The sequence below is a fragment of the Bradyrhizobium sp. CCGUVB4N genome, from assembly GCF_024199945.1.
Classification (GTDB): Bacteria; Pseudomonadota; Alphaproteobacteria; order Rhizobiales; family Xanthobacteraceae; genus Bradyrhizobium.
In genome coordinates this window covers 8228739-8249300 of record NZ_JANADP010000001.1, presented here as the reverse complement: position 1 = coordinate 8249300, position 20562 = coordinate 8228739, and the positions used below count along the sequence as shown (strand labels likewise).

At 65.0% G+C, this 20562-nt stretch carries 28 protein-coding genes; 11 read left to right on the top strand and 17 right to left on the bottom strand.

The window, feature by feature from the left end; genetic code table 11:
- Positions 1–157 precede the first annotated feature (157 nt).
- From NLM31_RS38445 to NLM31_RS38420, 6 genes are all read right to left on the bottom strand, one after another.
- Positions 158–1111 carry a ribose-phosphate pyrophosphokinase gene (locus tag NLM31_RS38445; RefSeq protein WP_187437466.1) on the bottom strand — a complete coding sequence of 318 codons (954 nt, stop codon included), beginning with the start codon at positions 1109–1111 and terminating at the stop codon, positions 158–160.
- A 194-nt stretch (positions 1112–1305) separates the two neighbouring features.
- On the bottom strand, positions 1306–1929 hold the full coding sequence (locus tag NLM31_RS38440) for a hypothetical protein (RefSeq protein ID WP_254195614.1): 624 nt from the start codon (positions 1927–1929) through the stop codon (positions 1306–1308).
- Positions 1930–2048: 119 nt separating this feature from the next.
- A complete protein-coding gene (gene pgeF / locus NLM31_RS38435) occupies positions 2049–2816 on the bottom strand; it encodes a peptidoglycan editing factor PgeF (RefSeq protein ID WP_254195613.1) in 768 nt (255 codons plus the stop codon).
- On the bottom strand, positions 2816–3934 hold the full coding sequence (locus NLM31_RS38430) for a class I SAM-dependent methyltransferase (RefSeq protein WP_254134367.1): 1119 nt from the start codon (positions 3932–3934) through the stop codon (positions 2816–2818). Before NLM31_RS38430 ends, pgeF begins: the two co-directional genes overlap by 1 nt.
- Before the next feature lie 18 nt (positions 3935–3952).
- Entirely contained in the window at positions 3953–4795 is an 843-nt protein-coding gene (lgt, locus tag NLM31_RS38425; RefSeq protein ID WP_254195612.1) for a prolipoprotein diacylglyceryl transferase, read from the bottom strand.
- Between the two features lie 8 nt (positions 4796–4803).
- Entirely contained in the window at positions 4804–5541 is a 738-nt protein-coding gene (locus NLM31_RS38420) for a dienelactone hydrolase family protein (protein ID WP_254195611.1), read from the bottom strand.
- A 207-nt stretch (positions 5542–5748) separates the two neighbouring features.
- Between NLM31_RS38420 and NLM31_RS38415 the strand changes: the two genes are divergently transcribed.
- The 4 genes from NLM31_RS38415 (at position 5749) to ychF (ending at position 8689) form a co-directional block, all read left to right on the top strand.
- The gene (locus NLM31_RS38415) at positions 5749–6000 is read left to right on the top strand and encodes an accessory factor UbiK family protein (protein WP_148777675.1); all 252 of its coding nucleotides are present in this window, start codon (positions 5749–5751) and stop codon (positions 5998–6000) included.
- Positions 6001–6193: 193 nt separating this feature from the next.
- Positions 6194–6919, top strand: coding sequence for a 50S ribosomal protein L25/general stress protein Ctc (locus tag NLM31_RS38410; RefSeq protein ID WP_254134364.1), 726 nt, complete (start codon positions 6194–6196; stop codon positions 6917–6919).
- A gap of 61 nt (positions 6920–6980) precedes the next feature.
- Positions 6981–7586, top strand: a complete 606-nt coding sequence (gene pth, locus NLM31_RS38405) for an aminoacyl-tRNA hydrolase (RefSeq protein WP_254134363.1) — start codon at positions 6981–6983, stop codon at positions 7584–7586.
- Positions 7587–7591: 5 nt separating this feature from the next.
- On the top strand, positions 7592–8689 hold the full coding sequence (ychF, locus tag NLM31_RS38400; protein WP_254134362.1) for a redox-regulated ATPase YchF: 1098 nt from the start codon (positions 7592–7594) through the stop codon (positions 8687–8689).
- An 18-nt stretch (positions 8690–8707) separates the two neighbouring features.
- Here the strand turns inward: ychF and NLM31_RS38395 are convergent, their stop codons facing one another.
- On the bottom strand, positions 8708–9004 hold the full coding sequence (locus NLM31_RS38395) for a DUF4282 domain-containing protein (RefSeq protein WP_254134361.1): 297 nt from the start codon (positions 9002–9004) through the stop codon (positions 8708–8710).
- Between the two features lie 159 nt (positions 9005–9163).
- Between NLM31_RS38395 and NLM31_RS38390 the strand changes: the two genes are divergently transcribed.
- The 3 genes from NLM31_RS38390 (at position 9164) to NLM31_RS38380 (ending at position 10458) form a co-directional block, all read left to right on the top strand.
- A complete protein-coding gene (locus NLM31_RS38390) occupies positions 9164–9616 on the top strand; it encodes a MaoC family dehydratase (protein WP_254195610.1) in 453 nt (150 codons plus the stop codon).
- Complete coding sequence (locus tag NLM31_RS38385) at positions 9616–10095, top strand: MaoC family dehydratase (RefSeq protein ID WP_254195609.1); 480 nt, start codon at positions 9616–9618, stop codon at positions 10093–10095. The genes NLM31_RS38390 and NLM31_RS38385 overlap by 1 nt, the downstream gene beginning before the upstream one ends.
- Positions 10096–10311: 216 nt before the next feature.
- Positions 10312–10458 carry a hypothetical protein gene (locus tag NLM31_RS38380; protein WP_164938884.1) on the top strand — a complete coding sequence of 49 codons (147 nt, stop codon included), beginning with the start codon at positions 10312–10314 and terminating at the stop codon, positions 10456–10458.
- Positions 10459–10523: 65 nt separating this feature from the next.
- Here NLM31_RS38380 and NLM31_RS38375 read toward each other — a convergent pair whose 3' ends face one another.
- From NLM31_RS38375 to NLM31_RS38350, 6 genes are all read right to left on the bottom strand, one after another.
- Entirely contained in the window at positions 10524–10661 is a 138-nt protein-coding gene (locus NLM31_RS38375) for a hypothetical protein (protein ID WP_254134358.1), read from the bottom strand.
- A gap of 288 nt (positions 10662–10949) precedes the next feature.
- Entirely contained in the window at positions 10950–11381 is a 432-nt protein-coding gene (locus tag NLM31_RS38370; RefSeq protein ID WP_254134357.1) for a hypothetical protein, read from the bottom strand.
- A gap of 172 nt (positions 11382–11553) precedes the next feature.
- Positions 11554–12489: a hypothetical protein gene (locus NLM31_RS38365; RefSeq protein WP_254195608.1), complete on the bottom strand. Its 936-nt coding sequence runs from the start codon at positions 12487–12489 to the stop codon at positions 11554–11556.
- Positions 12490–12734: 245 nt separating this feature from the next.
- Entirely contained in the window at positions 12735–13175 is a 441-nt protein-coding gene (locus NLM31_RS38360; protein WP_254134355.1) for a nuclear transport factor 2 family protein, read from the bottom strand.
- 200 nt (positions 13176–13375) lie between these two features.
- Positions 13376–13639, bottom strand: coding sequence for a hypothetical protein (locus NLM31_RS38355; RefSeq protein ID WP_254134354.1), 264 nt, complete (start codon positions 13637–13639; stop codon positions 13376–13378).
- Between the two features lie 69 nt (positions 13640–13708).
- Positions 13709–14185 carry a nuclear transport factor 2 family protein gene (locus tag NLM31_RS38350; RefSeq protein ID WP_254134353.1) on the bottom strand — a complete coding sequence of 159 codons (477 nt, stop codon included), beginning with the start codon at positions 14183–14185 and terminating at the stop codon, positions 13709–13711.
- Between the two features lie 250 nt (positions 14186–14435).
- On the opposite strand from NLM31_RS38350, the gene NLM31_RS38345 reads away from it, so the two are divergent.
- From NLM31_RS38345 to NLM31_RS38330, 4 genes are all read left to right on the top strand, one after another.
- Positions 14436–14672: a hypothetical protein gene (locus tag NLM31_RS38345; RefSeq protein WP_254195607.1), complete on the top strand. Its 237-nt coding sequence runs from the start codon at positions 14436–14438 to the stop codon at positions 14670–14672.
- Between the two features lie 97 nt (positions 14673–14769).
- Positions 14770–14949: a hypothetical protein gene (locus tag NLM31_RS38340; protein ID WP_254195606.1), complete on the top strand. Its 180-nt coding sequence runs from the start codon at positions 14770–14772 to the stop codon at positions 14947–14949.
- A gap of 110 nt (positions 14950–15059) precedes the next feature.
- Positions 15060–15446 (top strand): hypothetical protein, encoded by a 387-nt coding sequence (locus NLM31_RS38335; protein ID WP_254195605.1) that lies wholly within the window; start codon positions 15060–15062, stop codon positions 15444–15446.
- A 6-nt stretch (positions 15447–15452) separates the two neighbouring features.
- Entirely contained in the window at positions 15453–15815 is a 363-nt protein-coding gene (locus tag NLM31_RS38330; RefSeq protein ID WP_254195604.1) for a hypothetical protein, read from the top strand.
- 88 nt (positions 15816–15903) lie between these two features.
- On the opposite strand, the gene uvrB is transcribed toward NLM31_RS38330, so the two are convergent.
- From uvrB to NLM31_RS38310, 4 genes are all read right to left on the bottom strand, one after another.
- On the bottom strand, positions 15904–18873 hold the full coding sequence (gene uvrB, locus NLM31_RS38325) for an excinuclease ABC subunit UvrB (RefSeq protein WP_254195603.1): 2970 nt from the start codon (positions 18871–18873) through the stop codon (positions 15904–15906).
- A 92-nt stretch (positions 18874–18965) separates the two neighbouring features.
- A complete protein-coding gene (locus tag NLM31_RS38320; protein WP_254134347.1) occupies positions 18966–19196 on the bottom strand; it encodes a hypothetical protein in 231 nt (76 codons plus the stop codon).
- Positions 19197–19239: 43 nt separating this feature from the next.
- Positions 19240–19467, bottom strand: coding sequence for a hypothetical protein (locus NLM31_RS38315; protein WP_254134346.1), 228 nt, complete (start codon positions 19465–19467; stop codon positions 19240–19242).
- Between the two features lie 174 nt (positions 19468–19641).
- The gene (locus NLM31_RS38310; RefSeq protein ID WP_254134345.1) at positions 19642–20556 is read right to left on the bottom strand and encodes a LysR substrate-binding domain-containing protein; all 915 of its coding nucleotides are present in this window, start codon (positions 20554–20556) and stop codon (positions 19642–19644) included.
- Positions 20557–20562 lie beyond the last annotated feature (6 nt).

The following is a 20562-nucleotide window of genomic DNA, read 5'->3' as shown; positions in this document are numbered from 1 at the left end:
CCGCGGGTGCGGGGAGGGGCGCCGCGGCGCGTCAGAGTTCGGTGCCGTAGGGTGGGCAAAGCGCAAGCGTGCCCACCGTCTGCATCTCAAAAGAAAAAGGTGGGCACGGCGCTTTGCGCCTTTGCCCACCCTACGAGACCTTACAAGTCCGAAAAGCTTAGTCGAACAGGCTCGAGACCGACTCTTCCGCCGCGGTGCGCGCGATCGCATCCGAGATCAGGCTTGCGATCGGCAGCGTGCGGATGTTCGGCGCCTTGGTCACCGCTTCCGTCGCCAGGATCGAGTCGGTGATGACGAGCTCTTTCAGCTTCGAGCCGGCGATACGCGCGGCCGCGCCGCCGGAGAGCACGCCGTGGGTGATGTAGGCGTAGACATCCTTGGCGCCCTTGGCGATCAGCGCATCGGCCGCGTTCACCAGCGTGCCGCCGGAATCGACGATGTCGTCGACCAGGATGCAGCTGTAGCCGGAGACGTCGCCGATCACGTTCATGACCTCGGATTCACCCGGACGTTCGCGGCGCTTGTCGACGATCGCGAGCGGGGTGTTGATGCGCTTGGCGAGGCCGCGGGCGCGGGCCACGCCGCCGACGTCGGGCGAGATCACCATCACCTTGGAGAGGTCGAAACGTTCGCGAATGTCGCGCACCATCACGGGGGCCGCGAACAAATTGTCGGTCGGGATATCGAAGAAGCCCTGGATCTGGCCGGCATGCAGGTCGAGCGTCATGACGCGGTCGACGCCGGCGTGGGTGATCAGGTTGGCGACGAGCTTGGCCGAGATGGGCGTGCGCGAGCCGGAGCGGCGGTCCTGCCTGGCGTAGCCGAAATAGGGGATCACCGCGGTGATGCGGCGCGCCGAGGAGCGGCGCAGCGCGTCGGTGATGATCAGCAGCTCCATCAGATTGTCGTTCGCCGGAAACGAGGTCGACTGGATGATGAAGGCATCCGAGCCGCGGATGTTCTCCTGGACCTCGACGAAGATCTCCATGTCGGCGAAACGCCGGACCACTGCTTTGGTCAGCGGCACATCGAGGCCCTGCGCGATCGCTTGCGCGAGCGCGGGGTTGGAGTTGCCGGCGACAAGCTTGATGGAGCCGTTCTTGGCCGACATGGATGCTTCCTCCCGCGCTTTGCTGGATACGACGTTCAACATCAAAGAATACCCACTGGGAGCACGGTTACGACGGGCGAGGAAATATCAGGCGAGAGGCCGCAATGGCAACCCGGGATGCTACGTTTTCCCTCTGAAAATCCTGAGTCGGGCCAACGGCTTGGCTGGTAGTTGGGCCCGTGGTTTAGCGGTGGTTATTGCTGGGCGTAGCCGAGCGCCGAGGCCGGCACCTCCGGCACCGCCGCCTCCGGCGTCACGCTCGCCACCGCGGGCCCGCGCAGGCCGGGAACCGGGCCCGGCGCATCACCCGGAGCACCGTTGATCATATTGGAAAGTCCGCTGAATCCGGCCTGGGCGATCTTCCGCAGCACGAGGTCGTCGGCGGCAGTCCATGGGTCGCGGCCACCCTTGGCCGTGGTCGGTTCCTCGCCCGAGAGGCGCAGCGCCCGCTGCTGGTTGGCGTCGTAGACGTCCCAGACCCAGGCGATCACGGTCTTGCCGCGGACCACCTGGGCGGAGAGGTAGCTGCGCACGCGGAAGGCAGCCGTCCCCTCGCGGGAGACCACGGACAGGCTGCGCAGCTTGGATTCGCTGTCGAGCACGCCGACCATACGGTCGAAAACCTGCGGCGGCGGCCCGTCGATGGACTCGAAGGCAACCGTCGCTCCGGAGCCGGCGCTTGGCGTCGCCATCGCATAGGAATTGGCGGCATTACCGCCGCCTCCGGCGCAGCCGGCCAGCGCGGTCGCTGCCGCCAGCAGCATGACCGCGAGCCCGCGCGAACCGGCGCGGCGCAAGATGGATGACGCTTCCCTCATTGAGGGCAGCGATATCGTTAAAATCGATTAAGGTCTAGGGCAGAGGCGACACAGATCCGGTGCATTACGGGCGCGAAGTTTGTGCATCGCCCCGGAATGAAACGACGTTGCCTGTGTGTTCACCCTTCCAGGGCAATCGCGTGAACGTGGCGGCCGTAATCCGGCTCCTTGCGATGAACTGAACGGCGATAGCTGAAGAAGCGCTCGTCGGCATAGGTGTCCAGACCGAGATCGTCGATCATCAGAATGCCGGCGGCTTCCAGCCGCTTGCGGATGAAGCCGGCGAGGTCGAACATCGCGTGGCCTTCGCGCACCGACGGGATGAAGAACACGGCGTTGTCAGCATCCGCCTCGATGAAGCGCGCGACGAACTCGTTGCCGACCTCGTAGCTGTCCTGCCGGATCAGCGGGCCGATCGCGGCGATGATGCCGCTGCGGCTGGCGCCGAGCTTTTCCATCGCGAGAATCGTCGATTCCAGCACGCCCGTCAGCGCGCCCTTCCAGCCGGCATGCGCGCCGCCGATCACACCCGCGTTGGGATCGACGAACAGGACCGGTCCGCAATCGGCGGTGGAGACGCCGAGCGCGATGCCCGGCGTCTTGGTCACCAGCGCATCCCCCTTCGGCCGCGGGCCGCTCGGCCATGCGCGATCTGCGACGAGGACGTCGGGCGAATGGATCTGATGCAGGCTGACGAAGCGCTCCGGTGCAACGCCGACATGCTCGGCCATGCGGCGGCGGTTCTCTGCAACAAGGGTCTGATCGTCGCTGGAGCCGAGCCCGCCGTTCAGCGCCGCATAGATGCCGTTGGAGACGCCGCCCTCACGGGTGAAGAAGGAATGGCGCAGGCCGGGTACGCCTGAGAGCAGCGATGAAGTGAGAGTCATCAATGGCCTCCGGCCTGTTCGAGATCGCTGAGGCCAGCAAGGCCCGTCAGCCGCGGCTCGGAGATGCCGAGCACCTTGAACATCGTGCCCATGCCGCTGCGCCCGGTGTCGGTCAGCCGCTTCAGCGCCACGGAAATGTCGGTGGCCACCTCCGGCGTCGCCTTCTGCATCAGCGCGGCTGCGCGGGTGTCGATGCCGACGCGCTTGAGGAAATCGCCCTGCGTCACCGGCCCGTGCACGCGGGCGCCGACATCCTCGGCCGCGCGCGCCAGCGCCTGGAAGTCGACATGGGCGGTGACGTCGGCCTGGCCCGGCGCCTTCAGGGGATCAGTGAAGGTGTGACGTGCGATGGCCTGAAAGGTGTCGCCGGCATCGCTGCGCAAATGACCGTAGTCGATGATCAGCGCCGCGCCGTCCTGGTCGCGCACGCGCGTGGCGAGCTTCATGATCTCGGTATCGGGCCGCCATTCGAACACCGCGCCGACGGGCGCCGCGCGCACCAGGGGCGGCAGCAGCACGTCGAAGCGCGGCGTCGGCTCGGCGGCCGCGCCGAACTGAAGCTTGCCGTTGGGATCGATCTCGATCACGCGCTCGTGCCAGCCGTCCTCGCGCTTCACCATCTGGTGAATCGGCAGCACGTCGAAATATTCGTTGGCGAGGATGATGCTCGGTCCTTCGGGCACGTCGTCGATGTTGTCGTGCCAGGTGATGCTGTTGCGCACGCCCGACAATGTCGCACTCTGCCGCTCGCGCAGGACCGGATTGACCTCGACCAGGTGGATGCTGAGCCCCTGATAGAGCGGCGGCAGCACGCGCAGTGCGCGCAGCGCGTCCGCCATCATGGTGCCGCGGCCGGGGCCGATCTCGATCAGCCGCAGGAATTGCGGCGAGCCCATCTGCTTCCAGACCGAGGCGGTCCACAATCCCAACAGCTCGCCGAACATCTGGCTGACTTCGGGGGAGGTGGTGAAGTCGCCTTCGCGGCCCAATGGATCGCGCGAGACGTAATAACCGTAGCGCGGATGCATCAGGCACGCTTCCATGTATCGCCAGACCGGCATGGGGCCTGAGGATTTGATCAGCGCCTTGATCTCGTTCAGCAATGGCTGTTCGGTCACGTGTCTTCTCGAAATGAATTAACCAACGGCATCGACCGGCTTCGGCGCACCGCGCCTGACAGCCAATACAATAAGTATACCGCCGACGATAAGCATCGGGATCGACAGCAGCATGCCCATGGTTAATCCGCCCCAGAGGTAGCCGAGCTGGACGTCCGGCTCGCGGAAATGCTCGCCGATGATCCGGGTCAGGCCGTAGATCAGGATGAAGCTGCCGAGGATGAGCCCCGGCCGCTTCAAGGCCCCCATCCGGATCATCACCGCGAGCACGACGAACAGCAGGATGCCCTCCATGCCCGCTTCGTACAGCTGGCTCGGATGGCGCGGCACGTCACCGCCGGTCGGGAAAATCATGGCCCAGGGCAGGCTCGGGTCGGCCGCGCGACCCCACAGCTCGCCATTGATGAAGTTCGTCAGCCGCACCAGGAAGATCCCGATCGGCGCAACGCCGCAGGTGATGTCGCCGAGCGACAGGATCGAGATGCCATTCCTCCGGGCGAACCACACCACCGCCACGACGCAGCCGAGGAAGCCGCCGTGGAAGGACATGCCGCCCTCCCACAATTTGAAGATGGCAGAAGGATGCTCGATGAAGAAGGGCAGATTGTAGAACAGGACGTAACCGGTGCGGCCGCCGACAATGATGCCGAGCGTCACCCACAGGATGAAATCGTCGATCTGCGTCAGGCTGATCGGCGACGCGCCGGCCCACAGCCTGTCTTTCTTGATCAGGGTACGCGCATAGAACCAGCCGAACGTGATCCCGCAGATATAGCCGAGCGCGTACCAGCGGATCGCGAACGGTCCGATCGCGACCGCGACCGGACTGAACGACGGAAAGTCGATAAGCAGAAAGGGCATCGCGCCTGCTAATGTTGGACGAGGTTGCGGCGATAGAGCGCCAGCAGACGCTCCCAATGCCGCTCGGCGGCGTCACGGTCATAGACCGGACGCTTGGGGAAGGCGAAGCCGTGATGGGTGCCGGGATAGATCTCGACCTCGGCTTTGGCGCCGCTCATGCCCTGCTTCACCTTCTCGATGATCTCTGAAGGCGCATAGATGTCGGTCTCGGCGCAGGCGAAATAAAGCTCGGCCTTGGTCTTGGCTGCCGCGAGATGCGGGCTGTCGTCCTGATCGGTCGCAAGCTGCGTGCCGTAGACCGAGGCGGCGGCCTTGACGCGATCGGGGAAATGCGTGGCGGCATTCACGGCGTAACGACCGCTCATGCAATAGCCGACGGTGCCGATGATTTTGGTGTTCGCGGCGGTCTGGCCCTCGGCATAGGTGAGCAGCGCGCGCGTGTCGTCCATGATCATGGGAATCGTGAGCGAGCCCATCAGCGCGAACATGCGCTTGCGCTCCGGCGCGTTCGGATCGACCGGCAGCGCGCCGAGCTCCATCACGCCGGAACGGTAATAGAGGTTCGGCAGCATCACGTAGTAGCCTGACGTCGCGAGCCGGCGCGCCATGTCGCGCAGCTCCTCGCGGATGGCCGGCGCGTCCATGTAGAACAGGATGACCGGGAACGGTCCGCCACGCTCGGGATGGACGATGAAGGTCGCGGTGTGGCCGTCCTTGGTGGGAATAGCGATCTGCTGCTCGATCATGTCTTGCGTTCCGCCTTCTGATTCTTGTTATGCAGGGACGTGGAATACGATTGCAAGGAAACCGGGGCATGACAAGGATACCGCCGGCGGCCCTTGAACCGGCCTCCGCGGATTGCCATTGTCTTTTGGCGCGTTCGCGCAAAGTTTATCGCAGGCCGCCAAGAAACCGATCGAGAAGCCGATCGCGAGACTGATCAGGAGACCGACATGACCCAGACCACCAACCGGTTTTTCGACGAGATCGGCCGCCTGATGAACGACGCCGCCGGGGCTGCCCAGGGTGCCAAGCGGGAGTTCGACACGGTGCTGCGCAATCAGGCCGAAAAATTCCTGCGCGACATGGACCTGGTCAAGCGCGAGGAGTTCGAGGTGGTCAAGGACATGGCCCGCCTCGCCCGCGAGGAGAACGAGGCCCTGAAGGCGCGCATCGCCGCGCTGGAGGCCAAGCTCGGCGGGTAGTCGCTCTTTCTTACCCTCCCGCTCCAGGGGAGGGTGGGAACCGCCTTCCAACAGCCATTCTCCTTGTCATTTCTGCATCTTCCGGGTAAAAGCCCGCCAGTTCGTGGCCCCCGCACCCCTGGAGGCTTGCTGCGAACGATGCCATGGGCCGCGCTGCGGCCCATTAACTTTTGCAAAAACAAGGACTTAGACTATGGCGACGACCGTCAAGGAATTGAAGGCGACCGCACGTCCGAAGAGCGGCAAGGGGGCCGCCCGGGCTGAGCGTCGCGCCGGGCGCGTACCCGGAGTGATCTATGGTAACAACCAGCCCCCGCTCCCGATCTCGGTTGATGATCGTGAACTGCGCCAGCGCATCCTCGCGGGCCGGTTCCTGACCACACTGGTGGACGTCGAGCTCGACGGCAAGAAGCACCGCGTCATTCCGCGCGACTACCATCTTGATCCGGTCAAGGATTTCCCGATCCACGTCGACTTCATGCGTCTCGGCGAAGGCGCCACCATCCGCATCAGCGTCCCGCTGCATGTCGTGAAGGCTGAAGGTTCGCCCGGCGTGAAGCGCGGCGGCACCGTCAACATCGTCGCACACGCGATCGAGCTCGAATGCGGCGTCGAGAGCATCCCGCAGTACATCGAGGCCGACGTCGGCGCGCTGGAAATCGGTCACTCGCTGCATCTGTCGGACGTCACGCTTCCGGCCGGCGTTAAGGCGCTGACCCGCGAGGACGCGACCCTCGTCACCATCGTTCCGCCGTCCGGCTACGCCGAAGAGCAGAAGGCCGCGGCTGCGGCTGCTGCTGGTGGCGCGGCTCCGGCGGCAGGTGCTGCAGCTCCGGCAGCAGGTGCTGCTCCGGCTGCGGGTGCTGCTGCTCCGGCGGCGGCTGCCAAGGCTCCGGCCGGCGGCGACAAGAAGAAGTAATCTCTCAGAGAAGCTGGCGCGCGGTCGCTGACCGCGTGCTGGCTGAGGGGCGCGCCGCGTCATGCGACTCTTTGTTGGGCTCGGCAATCCCGGCGCGAAATACGCACGTAACCGGCACAATATCGGCTTCATGGCCGTCGACGAGATTGCGCGGCGTCATGGTTTCGCACCATGGCGCCGTCGCTTTCAGGGCGAGACCTCGGAAGGCACGCTCGGCACGGAGCGCATCATCCTGCTCAAGCCGGCGACCTTTATGAACGACTCCGGCCGCAGCGTTCAGGAGGCGGCGAGCTTCTTCAAGATCGCGCCGGGCGACACCACGGTGTTTCACGACGAGCTCGAACTGCCGCCGGGCAAGGTGCGGGTGAAGATCGGCGGCGGCATCGCCGGCCATAACGGCCTGCGCTCGATCTCCGCGCATATCGGCAACGAGTATCGCCGGGTGCGGCTCGGCATCGGTCATCCCGGCGTCAAGGAGATGGTGCACGGCCATGTGCTGTCCGACTTCGCCAAGGCCGACAGCGACTGGGTGACGACGCTCTGCGATGCGGTGGCCGAGCATGCCGCGCTGATCGTCAAAGGCACGGACGCGACCTTTGCCAACAGGGTGCATCTCGCGATGCAGGCGAAGGGATTTTTGACCAAGGACGAGAACGGCAAGGAATAACGCTCGTGGGATTCAAATGCGGAATCGTCGGATTGCCCAATGTCGGCAAGTCGACCTTGTTCAATGCGCTGACCGAGACGGCCGCGGCGCAGGCCGCGAACTATCCGTTCTGCACCATCGAGCCGAATGTCGGCGAGGTCGCGGTGCCCGATCCGCGGCTCGACAAGCTGTCGGCGATCGCCAAATCGGCGCAGATCATTCCGACCCGGCTGACTTTCGTCGACATCGCCGGCCTCGTGCGCGGCGCCTCCAAGGGCGAAGGCCTCGGCAACCAGTTCCTGGCAAACATCCGCGAGGTCGACGCCATCGCGCATGTCGTGCGCTGCTTTGAAGATTCCGACATCACCCATGTCGAGGGCAAGATCGCGCCGCTCGCCGATATCGAGACCATCGAGACCGAGCTGATGCTGGCCGACCTCGACAGCCTCGAGAAGCGCGTCGACAACCTCACCAAGAAGGCCAAGGGCAACGACAAGGACGCCAAGGAGCAGCTCGACCTCGTCAACCGCACGCTGGTGCTGCTGCGCGAGGGCAAGCCCGCGCGCCTCGTCGAGCGCAAGGCGGAGGAAGAGCGCGCCTTCGGCATGCTCGGCCTGCTGTCGTCCAAGCCCGTGCTCTATGTCTGCAACGTCGAGGAAGGCTCGGCCGCCACCGGCAATTCATTCTCGAAGGCGGTGCAGGACCAGGCCGCCAAGGAAGGCGCCGTTGCCGTCGTCATCTCCGCCAAGATCGAATCCGAGATCGCCACGATCTCGCGCGAGGAGCGCACCGACTTCCTGGAGACGCTTGGTCTCGAAGAGGCCGGCCTCGATCGCCTGATCCGCGCCGGCTACACGCTGCTCGACCTCATCACCTATTTCACTGTCGGACCGAAGGAAGCGCGCGCCTGGACCATCTATCGCGGCACCAAGGCGCCGGGCGCCGCCGGTGTGATCCACACCGACTTCGAGAAGGGCTTCATCCGCGCCGAGACGATTGCGTATGAGGACTATGTCGCGCTGAACGGTGAAGCCGGCGCGCGCGATGCCGGCAAGCTGCGGCTCGAAGGCAAGGAATACGTCGTCGCCGACGGCGACGTGATGCATTTCCGGTTCAATACGTAAGTCGCGGAGAGGGGCGCCTCAGCGCGCCCCGCCGCCCTGATCCCGGATGGCACCGAGATGCTCGTTGATGCGGAACACGATCAGGATCAATTCCGCGGCGATGCGCGAGAACACGATTCCGACGACGACGCCCGCGATCGATTCCAGCACGACCAGGAAGCCGGCGAACGGGCTGATCGCCATCGCGGTGAGACCGGCAAAGATTCCGGAAAGCCCGAACAGGCAGATCACGCCGATCACCAGCCAGTAGAAGGTCTTGATGATCGTCGGCGTGATGAAGCGGTCCCATTGAAACAGATCGTTGAATGAAAACATTTCTCTCCCCCGGGCAGATCGCGCCCCCGGCCGCGCCAATCGAACAATGAGGCTGGTTCGGCCCGACTCGCCGAATGTAGCACGAGCCATGCGGGCCGGCGGGTTGAGATTGCCGCAAAGTGCGGCCACAATCTGTCATTCCCGCAAAGCATTCCCAAGATGACCCTGACCTTCGAAGATTTCCCGACCGGCCGGTATGGAACGTTCGGCCCGCGCCATGTCACCCGCGACGAGATCCTGGCTTTCGCCGCCGAGTTCGATCCGCAACCGATGCATCTGGACGAGGAGGCCGCCGGCAAAAGCATGCTGCGCGGCCTGTCCGGCTCGGGCTGGCACCTCTGCTCGCTGATGATGCGGATGATGGCCGACGGTTTCATCACGCGCGCCGCGTCGCTGGGGTCGCCCGGTGTCGACGAGGTGCGCTGGCTGTCCCCGCTTCGACCCGGCGACGACCTCATGCTCGAGGTCGACGTCGTCGAAGCCCGGACCTCGAAGAGCAGGCCGAACCTCGGCATCGTCAAGTTCAAATGCACGATGCGCAACGCCAGGGGCGAAGCGCTGTGCGAGATGACCTCGCCGATCCTGATCGAGCGGCGCGCGGGAGCGGTCTGATGCGGTTCTTCGAAGATATCGAGATCGGCCATCGCCGCGACATCGGCAGCTACAATTTCACGGCGGACTCCATCAAGACCTTTGCCGCGAAGTTCGATCCGCAGCGCTTCCACCTCGACGAGGAGGAAGGCAAGAACTCGCTGTTCGGCGGCTTAGCTGGGTCCGGCTGGCATGTCGGCTCGGCCTGCATGAGCCTGCTTGTCGCCGACGGCCAGCGCCTGGCGCGGGAAGCTGTGGCGCGCGGCGAGGAGGTTGCGGTGTGGGGGCCGTCACCGGGCTTTCGCGACCTGCGCTGGATCAAGCCGGTGCTGGCCGGCGACACCATCAGCTATTCCAGCGTCGTCATCGACAAGCGCAGCTCCGCCTCGCGTCCCGGCTGGGGCATCCTGACCGCCCGCACCACAGGAACCAACCAGCGTGGCGAAGAGGTCTATTCCATCACCGCTTCGGCCTTCGTGCCGATGCGGAAGGGCGCTTAGACCAGTTCCAGAATGAACGGCCGAAATCAGCGCGCAGAAATCAGCGCGCAGGTGTTGCCCGCGCGCTATGGACGCGATTCCGGGCGGCTGGCATAAGCCTCTCCGAGATGGCCGGTCGCTGCGAAGCAGTTAACCGGAACCATCGAGTTGCTAACCAATTATGAACCTGTCGCTGTCTATTTGAACAAACTGGGCAGAGTACAGGGGACGAGATCAATGGCAGACCGCGGCGCACTCAAGCTGGTCGGATTTATCTTCGCTACCGCGACGCTGGCCGTGATGCTGGTCGCCGGCATGGTGGTGAAGGGCTACGCCGACGGCGCCTACACCCTGGAAGCCTCCACGGTCGACGCGAGCCGTTAAGCACTCGTTAACTCCGCGGGGCCGCGCAGTGGCCTCCGCGTGGGGCCGCGATACGGCCTCCGTTCTCAGCGGCTATAGACGAACGCCAAGATCGCGATCGCAACCGCCAGCAGTCCGATAAAGCGCAGCATGATGGTCCCGAACTGGTTCGGCGCGGGCCGCAGCGGTATCGGGTCCGTGTTATCGGGCCGAATGCTTTCCATTTGAGATGTCCCCGAGGCCCGGCCGCAAGGCTGCGGGCGCTAGGCATTGGTCGGCGGGGATGGGCGGTGGGTTCAAGGCCGAGCCACCTCCTCTCGTGTCCCGGACGCGCAGCAGCGCTCTTGCGCTGCTGCGCAGAGCCGGGACCCAGCGCTTCACATATTCATGGGCCCCGGCTCTGCGGAGCGTCACTGCGTGCCGCACCGCGTCCGGGGCACGGGACCTCTTCGGAATCAAAACCGCCGCGCCCCTTCCGGAGCGCGGCGGCTGGTGATGCTTGGTACGTGCGATCAGCTGTTGCGCAGGCCGTCGGCGGCGCGCTTCCACTGGGCGACGTTGTCGGCGATCATGCGGGTCGACTTCATCGCGGCCTGGCTGAGCTGGGCATAGCCCGAGATCTCGCGCTGGACGCGCTGGCCTTCGGCATGAAGCAGGTCGCGCAGGCTCTCGAGCTCGGAGATCAGATTCTCGATCTCGGCAAGCGAGGTGCCGGCGACGCGCTGGATCAGCGAGTTGACGTTGGTGACTGTGGCTTCCGCGCTCGGATCGAGCGGCGGCGCGTCGGTCGTGGTGGCCGCGGCCGGCCGGCGCAGATAGGCGATGTCGTTGCGGACGAAATCGCGGATGCCGGCTTCGACTTCCGTCACGGCGGCGAGGTTGGTGTCGACCGTCTCGGTCTCGGCGGTGGTGGTCTCGGTCTTTTCCGGACGCATGGCGTTCATCGTTATTCCCCTGTTCGCGTTGAGCGCAGCGCGAGTGTCCCCCGCACGACGATATGTGTCAGGCCGGTGCATCAGGGCGTCCGATTTTGACCGCAAAGGGGCCGAGATGCGGCAAGGGCGGACCATTCGGGGGTTTTGCCGTGGCGTATGGTTACGGGATTCCTAAGAAAGCTCACCAGCTCTTCTTGAAGCCCGCGGTCAGGCTCTTGTTGATCGCGCCTTGCGAGGTTTCGCCGACCGAGCCGGACACGGTGACGTTGTCGAACAGCTTCTGCTCGGCGCCGACCTTGCGCAGCCATTTGTCGTCGGTGGTGGACATGATCTGGCCGGCGGTAATGCTGGTGCCGGTATCGGTAATGGTCACCTTGGCTGACTGATCGGTCTCGTAGTTGCGGGTGATGTGGCCGCCGACGCCGGGCAGCGCCGTCGTGCCCTGCTGGTTGACGCTGTAGCCGTTCTGGAGCGTCAGCGAATAATCGCCCGACAGCGGTATCGATTTGGTCAGCGATGCGCCAAGCTTGCTCTGCTCGGCGCCGGGATCGACGCGCGCTTCCACCGCGGTCTTGTCCCAGACCGCGCCCGCGCCAGGTGCGGTCGCGGCGGCCCAGGCACTGCCGGAGGATTGCGGCAGGTTGCCGCCATTGGCGGCCTTCTGCGCCATCAGCTCCGACATCGTGGTCGGCTCTTTCGCCACCGTCATGTCGGCGCCGACGCGGGTGTCCCAGAACGACGACACCGACTGCTTCACGGTCACGGCCGAGGAGCCGTTGGCGTTGGCGTTGGTCGACCAGTTCATGCCGTTATTGGCGGCCGCCTGCGCGCGCTTCTTGGCGGCGATGATGTCGTTGAGCGTGCCGGCGTCGATGGCGAGCTGGCTCCAGTCGAGCTTGTCGACGTCGATGCCCTTGAGCACGTCGGTGTCATTGACGTTGGGGGCTTCCGCGACGTTGGGGGCTTCTGCGACCTCGTCCTCCTCGTCGGGCGCCGTCGCAGCGGGGGGAGGGGAGAAGGGCGGGATGATTTGCGCCGGGGCCGTCAGCACAGAGCCGAAAATGAACGCGGCCGCCAGCGGCAGCCGGGTCCAGCCAAAACCTGTCGTGAATTCCATTGCCTTGCCCGCAAGCCCAGTTCGCGCACAGGATGCGGCGCTAACGTTGCGAAATTATGGCGCATGCCGCGACAGTTTGGAAGCTGCCCGGGCCTTCAGAATAGCGAACCAACGGGCCGCGCGAGCAAGCGCGCGCCCGATGACGAGCATTTCCACGACGGCATCCGGCGGGGCTGGTGGCCAGGACAGGGTCGCGGAAGCATCAATCGATCGGTCCCGAATTGCGGAGCCCGTTGGTGTCCCCCTCAGCCGACGCTGGTCATCTTCGGCAGATGAATGGCGCGGCCGAGTGCCTGCTCGACCAGGTCGAAAGTGTCGATCAGCACGCGCATGCTGATGAGCCGGTCCGCCCTGAACTGGGCGAACTGCGCGACGCGCAAGCTGATCGGCTTGTCGGAATCAAGTGCCGTGAGCGAATAGCGTAGCATCGAGGAGGCGGAATCGACGCCCAGCATGATGCTCTCGCGCTCGAAGCGGCGGACGTGGAAATTGTCGGCGAGCTGGCGGATGACCTGGAGCACGGCCGCCTTGCCCTGGCGCGCGCCCAGGAACGGAAACATGTCGATCGGGCCATAGATCGCCCATTCGACGTCCTCGTCGATCAGGGCCTCGATGTCCTCGAAATGCCGGTCGTTGATCGCGCGGTGCAACGCACGCGAGAAACGCCAGAGGCTGTGCTCTGTCATTTTGGGCAGTCCTGACGCTGGGTTTGTAGAAAAACGGAAAACAACCCCATGCACCGCAATGTGCCCCGGGGCCGGTCAACTCATTTGTATGCGAACAAATACGGGATTTCGGCCAAAACGCAATTCACGTTTTTGCAATGCACAAGTGAGCGCCAAGTGTGAGATTTACAATAGAACCCCGTAATCTTACCGGAGTTCGATCAGTCGTGGCCGCGTGCCGGTTCCCGCTCGATCGCGATGGCATCGTCGCGCATAGCCATCATGGCGAAGAGAGCGGCGCCGCCGATCCCGCCGATCGCAGCCCCCACAGGCATGAAGGTGAGGAACACCAGCATGCCGCTATAGCCCTCGAAGCTGGTGGTCTGCGCGATCTCGACCCAGGCGAGCCCGGCGCCGACGCCGAGCGCGGCTCCCCCCAACGCCCCCAGGAACAGCCCCAAGATTGCAAGCAACGCGACTTTCATCGGCAAACATCACCAGAGCCGGCGTGCATGACGCCCCGAGGAATGGGTCGGGGAAGCGGTGAGGGAGGTTCAAGCGCGAGGCGGTGCCCAGTACTCGATGTCGTCCACCCCCGCCCGCGTGATCAGCGGCCCGATCTCCCGCTCCAGCACCTGCTGCACCAGATCGTAGGAATCGATGATCTCCCGGATCTGCGCGATCTGTCCGTTCCGGAAGGTATAAAACACCGCCATGTCGAACTGCACGATGCGGCCGTTGCTGCGCTTGGTGAAATAGGTGTGCAGGTAGGTCGCGACATCGTCGCCGTCGGCGACGACGTGCGGCGCCTTGTAGCGGATCTCGGAATAGCGCGACCACACCGTCTGCCAGAGCTCGCGCAGCTCGGCCTTGCCGTGGCGCGGGCCCATATGCGGCAGCACGTCGATCGGCGCGTGGGTGAGGAAGTCGACGTCGTCGGTGCAGCACGACAGCGCCGCCTCGATGTCGCCGCGCGCAAAAGTGTCGAGCAGATGCAGCACGCGTTGCCTGTTCAACTTTTCAACCGTCATGCTGCTCCAGCCTTCATTGGCCACGGATTGAGGAACGCTATGGCCGGGCGCGCGGGTCCATCAATCCGCGAAAACACCGGGCTACCGAGCGATTGGTCACGCTGCAATGTACGTGGGTTCACACCGTTCAATGGCGGGTCGCGCTTGCATCCGCATGCACGAATTTCAATCGTTGCCCCGTGGCGAGCGCTGGAACCCGGAGCGGCCCACGCTCGTTGAGACGGCGACACCGTATCCGGAGACATCGATCATGAAATCCCCGTTCATCGCCGTCACTGCCGCGCTGCTCATGCTGGGCGCGAGCTCCGCCGCCAACGCCAAGGGCTGCATCAAGGGCGCCGTGGTCGGCGGCGTCGCCGGCCATTACGCCGGCCATCATGGCGTGCTCGGCGCCGCCGCCGGCTGCCTCTACGGCCGCCACCGCGCCAACGAGCAGGACAAGCAGCAGCAACAGCAGAGCCAGGTGAACGGACAGGGCAAGCTGTAAAGACGCTGAAAAACCTCGCACCGGCGGCCTTCTACCCAGGTCGTGCCGATGGTAAATTCCAGCCGCAAACGCTGGGGTTGAGCCGGGCGAGGGAACGATGGACGTCGGGAAGTCCTTGTGGGGCGTCGTCGTCGCAATCGTGTTCCTCTATTGCGTCGTCGCTTTCGTGGGAAACGTGTCTCGTTCGCAGGGCGTCAAATACAATTGGCTCAGCGTCTTGCTGTCGTTCTCGACGATTGGCCTCGCCATCTATCTCGTCTTCTTCCGCCAGCTCTGAGTTCCTTCAGCCGGCTTCACGCCGCGGGCCCCGGCACCGCGTGAGCCAGCTCACATCTCGCTTTTGACATCGCGGCTAACATCATCCGCCTGTCATCAGGGAGACGTGCCATGGCCGTCACCGCCGCCGCGAGAAAGTCCCGCCTGCGCAACGCGCTCGAGGGGTTTGCGCTGACCGCGATCCTGCAGAGTTTCCCGACCTTCGCCGCCGCCGCGCTGCTGCTCAAGCTGTGCGGCAACCACGACCTCGTCGGCGACCCCGGCGTCGCCATCTTCGTCGCCTTCGCCTCGCTGGTTCATGCGACCATCGCGGTCACGCTCGGGCCGATCTTCCCGGCCCTGTTCAGGACTCTCTACGAGCCGAGTTTCTTCGATGGCACCCTGTCGCTCTCCGACAAGATCACCGAATGGCGCACCCACCCGGTCGCCTCGCTCCAACTCGTGACCATCGTGCTGCTGCTGTCGGTGATGGCGGTGGTGACGGCGAGCGTGGGGTGAACGCGTATGCCCTTCATCACCACGTCGAAATCCGCCCCCCTCAACTGCCTCGAAGGCTTTGCGCTCACCACAATCCTTCAGGGTTTTCCGATCTTCGCGGCAGCCTCGCTGATGGTCAAACTCCTCGGCGACACTCACGGGAGCCGTCCAGTCCTCACCATTGCGATGGCGTCGGTCTTCTACAGCATCTTCGTCGTCTCGGTCGGGTCGGCCTTCCCGAGGATCAAGAGCGGCTACGAAGCGCAATTCTTCGACGCGAACCTGTCCTGCTCCGAAAAGATCGCCCGCTGGCGCGCCAAGCCGGCAACATCGCTGCAGCTCATGGCATCAGTGCTGCTGTTGTCGCTGCTGGCGACGATCGCGGGGTGAGAGAGGGGCGCGTAGCGGCGAGCTATGATGCGCAATCGCGCATCTGAGAATCCCTGGTCACGACAAGCGCAGACGATACGCCGTCGCCTCACCTCTTCTTCCACCCGCCCCGCCGTCCCGGCTGTCCACCCGTCGACTTCGGCGCCGGGCCGAACTCCGGCCCGGACTGCCGTGAATCCGTCGGCTGGATGATCCGGCTGGTGCTGCCGAACGGCTTTGACGGCAACGTCTGTTTCTCGCGGTAGGGCAGGGATTCCGGGCCGTGCATCTCATCGAGATGCGGCTTGTGGACCTTCGAGCCGCTGCCGCTGCCGCTGCCACCGCCGCTGGCCTTCAGCGCGGAGCTCACGGTCTTCTTCTTCATTGCGCTGACCGGCAGGTTAGCGGCGTCGCCGTATTTCCTGGTGCCGGCATAGGCGCCGGCCTTGCCGGCGACGGTGCGCTGTTTCGCGGTGGGGTCGTCGACGACCGCGAGCTCGGTGGCGCGCAGGCGCTTGACCTCGTCGCGCAGGCGCGCGGCCTCCTCGAAGTTCAGGTCGGCGGCGGCCTCGCGCATCCGGGTTTCGAGATCGGCGAGCACGGCTTCGAAATTGTGGCCGATCGAGATGACGTCGTCGGTCATGTCGTGGCCGCCGACCTCGACCAGCACGTGGTCGCGCTCGTAGACGGAGTTGAGGATGTCGCCGATCTGCTTCTTCACGCTCTCCGGCGTGATGCCGTTGGCGGTGTTGTACTCGACCTGCTTTTCGCGACGGCGGTTGGTCTCGGCGATGGCGCGCTCCATCGAGCCCGTCATCTGGTCGGCATAGAGGATCACCTGGCCGTCGACGTTGCGCGCGGCGCGGCCGATGGTCTGGATCAGCGAGGTCTCGCTGCGCAGAAAACCTTCCTTGTCGGCGTCGAGAATGGCGACCAGCGCGCATTCGGGAATGTCGAGGCCTTCGCGCAAGAGGTTGATGCCGACCAGCGCGTCGAAGGCGCCGAGCCGGAGGTCGCGAATGATCTCGATGCGCTCGATGGTGTCGATGTCCGAGTGCATGTAGCGGACGCGAATGCCCTGCTCATGCAGATATTCGGTGAGGTCCTCCGCCATGCGCTTGGTCAGCACGGTGATCAGCGAGCGGTAGCCGGCCTGCGCGGTGGCGCGCACCTCGCCGACGAGATCGTCGACCTGGGTGCGGGCCGGGCGAATGTTCACCGGGGGATCAATGAGCCCCGTCGGGCGGATGACCTGCTCGACGAATACGCCGCCGCTCTCGTTCAGCTCCCAGCCGCCGGGTGTCGCCGACACCGCGACCGTCTGCGGCCGCATCATGTCCCATTCCTCGAAGCGGAGCGGGCGGTTGTCCATGCATGAGGGCAGGCGGAAACCGTATTCGGCCAGCGTCGCCTTGCGGCGGAAGTCGCCGCGGAACATGCCGCCGATCTGCGGCACGGTGACGTGGCTTTCGTCGGCGAACACCAGCGCGTTGTCGGGGACGTATTCGAACAGCGTCGGCGGCGGCTCGCCGGGCAGGCGCCCGGTGAGATAGCGCGAATAGTTCTCGATGCCGGCGCAGCTTCCCGTTGCTTCCATCATCTCGAGGTCGAAGGTGGTGCGCTGCTCCAGCCGCTGCGCTTCCAGCAGGCGACCCTGATTGTTCAGCTGGTCGAGCCGCTGCTTCAGCTCCGATTTGATCGACTTGATCGCCTGCACCAGCGTCGGGCGCGGCGTCACATAGTGCGAGTTGGCGTACATCTTGATGAATTCGAGCTCGTCCTGCTTGTGGCCGGTGAGCGGATCGAATTCCTCGATGTTCTCGATGGTGTCGCCGAACAGATTCACGCGCCAGGCGCGGTCTTCATAGTGCGCCGGGAAGATGTCGATGACGTCGCCGCGCACGCGAAAGGTGCCGCGGGTAAAGTCGGCCTGGGTGCGCTTGTACTGGAGCGCGACGAGATCGGCGATCAGCTGGCGCTGGTCGATGCGCTCGCCCTTCTTCAGCGCGAAGGTCATCGCGGTGTAGGTTTCGACCGAGCCGATACCGTAGATGCAGGACACCGAGGCGACGATGATGACGTCGTCGCGTTCGAGCAGCGCGCGCGTCGCCGAGTGGCGCATGCGGTCGATCTGCTCGTTGATGGAGGAGTCCTTCTCGATATAGGTGTCGGTGCGCGGAACGTAGGCTTCCGGCTGGTAATAGTCGTAATAGCTGACGAAATACTCGACCGCGTTGTCGGGAAAGAAGCTCTTGAACTCGCCATAGAGCTGGGCGGCGAGCGTCTTGTTCGGCGCCAGGATGATGGCCGGCCGCTGCGTCGCCTCGATCACCTTGGCCATGGTGTAGGTCTTGCCGGAGCCGGTGACGCCGAGCAGCACCTGCGAACGGTCGTTGCGCTGGATGCCCTCGACGAGCTCCGCGATCGCGGTCGGCTGGTCGCCGCGCGGCTGGTATGGCGACTTGATCTCGAAACGCACGCCGCCTTCGGACTTCTCCGGGCGCGGCGGCCGGTGAGGGGTCCACACCTTGGTGGAGCCGTCATCCTTGCGGAACTCCGGCCGGCCCTCGCGGATCAGCGATTCCAGTGCGTCGGCGGTGGCCTTGACGCCGAGCGCCTCCATCTTGGTGCGCGGCGGACGCGCCAGCGCCTCGGCATCGTCCTCTTCGGTGGGAAGGCCGAGCTGCCGCGCCAGTTCCGGATCGAGCGTCGGGATCGTGGCCGCCGTTCCGTAATTGGCCTGCGGCGCCTCGTCGAAGCCCGCGTCGCGAGCTCCGGGCGGCTGCGGATTGGGCCGCAGCGGCATCGGCCGATCCTGCGGAAACTCCTTCGGCGTCGAGGCCCGCGCCCGATGCGCGGCGGCCTCGCCGCCGGAGCGGCGGTCGCGCGAATTGTCCGGCGGCGGCTGCAGCCCGGTGCCCGATCCCAGCCCGGCATCGCCGCGATTGATCGCGGGATTGAGCAATTCGGCCAGGGCCGGTCCGATCGGTTGCACATCGGGCCGATGTGCTTTCGAGTTCGGTGCCTTGTTGGCAGTCTTGGATTTCGGGGATTTTGGGGGAGCAGCTTTCTTCGCCATGCCCCGAATATGGGACGAGTCCGCCCCTCAGAAAAGAGCGAATACCCGTCCACACGCAGGCTGCTGACAGCAGGTTGGCAGCAGGGTCGCGACTACGCCGCCGGCAGCGGTCCGTCGCCGTCCACGACCGTCAGGCGCGGCTCGAGGATGTCGAGATGGATCCCGCCGCAATCAGTGCAGCGCATGGTCCAGTACTCGCACCCGGCGCGGCCGCCGATCACACGGAGCACCGTGAGATCGCCGTTGCATTCCGGGCATATCGCCAGCACCTTGCGCGAATAAATCCGCGGCCGCGGACCGTCCTCGAAATCGATGACCGACATCAACCGGTGTCCCCCTGTGGCGCCACGCTGTCGTTCGACAGGTCTATTCGTCGTCGATGTCGTCGGCGCGTCGGCGGAAGCGATCGATGTGATGCTTAGCGTCCGCGATCGCGGCGTCGGGATCGGGCCAGGCGAAGCCGACTTCCATGGCCGGAAACAGCACGCCGTCGATGGCAACCGGGCTGAAATCGGCGCGCCGAATCCGGGCGTGCCACAGTCCCTTGCCAGCTTCGAAGGATTCGATGTCAAAGCCGTCGTAAAGGGTCGTCATAGGTAGTCCCCAAATGCTCTCTTGTCGGAGGGTTAGAGGACCACGTTTGCGGATTTCGAAATGTGAAGCGGTTCACACGCGGCCGGCTTTTTCACCCGATCGGGTGATGGGCCAGAGCGTTTTCGAGCGAAGTGGATACCGGTTCGCGTAAAGAAAACGCGTCAAAACAAGAATCTAGCCCCGTCCGGCGGCGCGGCTCGACCGGCGCGGCCGGGCTGCGGGTTCCGCCGCGGAACGCATGATCCAGCGGCGGAACGCAGCAAAATCGCGCTGTTCGGTCTGAAAGCTGCGGTAGAGCAGGTACCAGCGCATGCCTTTTGGCACGGAGAGATCGAACGGCGCGATCAGGCGTCCGGCAGCGAGATCGTCGTCGATATAGGGCCGGATGCCCATGGCGATGCCGAGCCCGTCGGCGGCGGCCTGGAGCGCCTGGCCATAGAACTGGAACTCCGGCCCGCGCGCGTTGATGCGGGGCAGGCCTGCGGCTTTCAGCCAGATCGGCCAGTCCTCGGTTGAATGCGTGACGCGGATCAGGCTCGGGCCTTTGAGATCGGCCGGGCGTTTCAGGCCGGAGGCGAGGCGCGGTACGCAGACCGGCGTGAGGTCGCCGGCGAACAGCGGCTCGGCGACGAGCCCTGGCCAGTCGCCGGTGCCAAGCTTGATGCCGCAGCTCCAATCCTCGCCGAACGGCACCTCGGCGCCGCCGGTGGTGAAGCGCACCTCGATGTCGGGCTCCTCGCTGCGAAACTCCGACAGCCGCGGGATCAGCCAGCGCATCGCGAACGTATGTCCGACCCCGATGGTGAGCACGCGGACGCCGGAGGGGGCCGTCACCTGTGCGGTGAGGCTGGCGAGCGCGTCGAAGATCGGCGTCAGGCCGCTCTGATAGGCGCGGCCCGCCTGCGTCAGCACGAGCTTGTTGGCCTTGCGCTCGAACAGCGCGACGCCGAGCCGCTCTTCCAGCAGATGCACCATGCGGCTGACGGCGGCCGCCGACACGCTCAGCTCGACGCCGGCCGCGGCGAAGCTGCCGGTCCGCGCCGCCGCCTCGAATGCCTTGATGCCGTTGAGAAAGAGCAGCCGCCGCAACCGAAG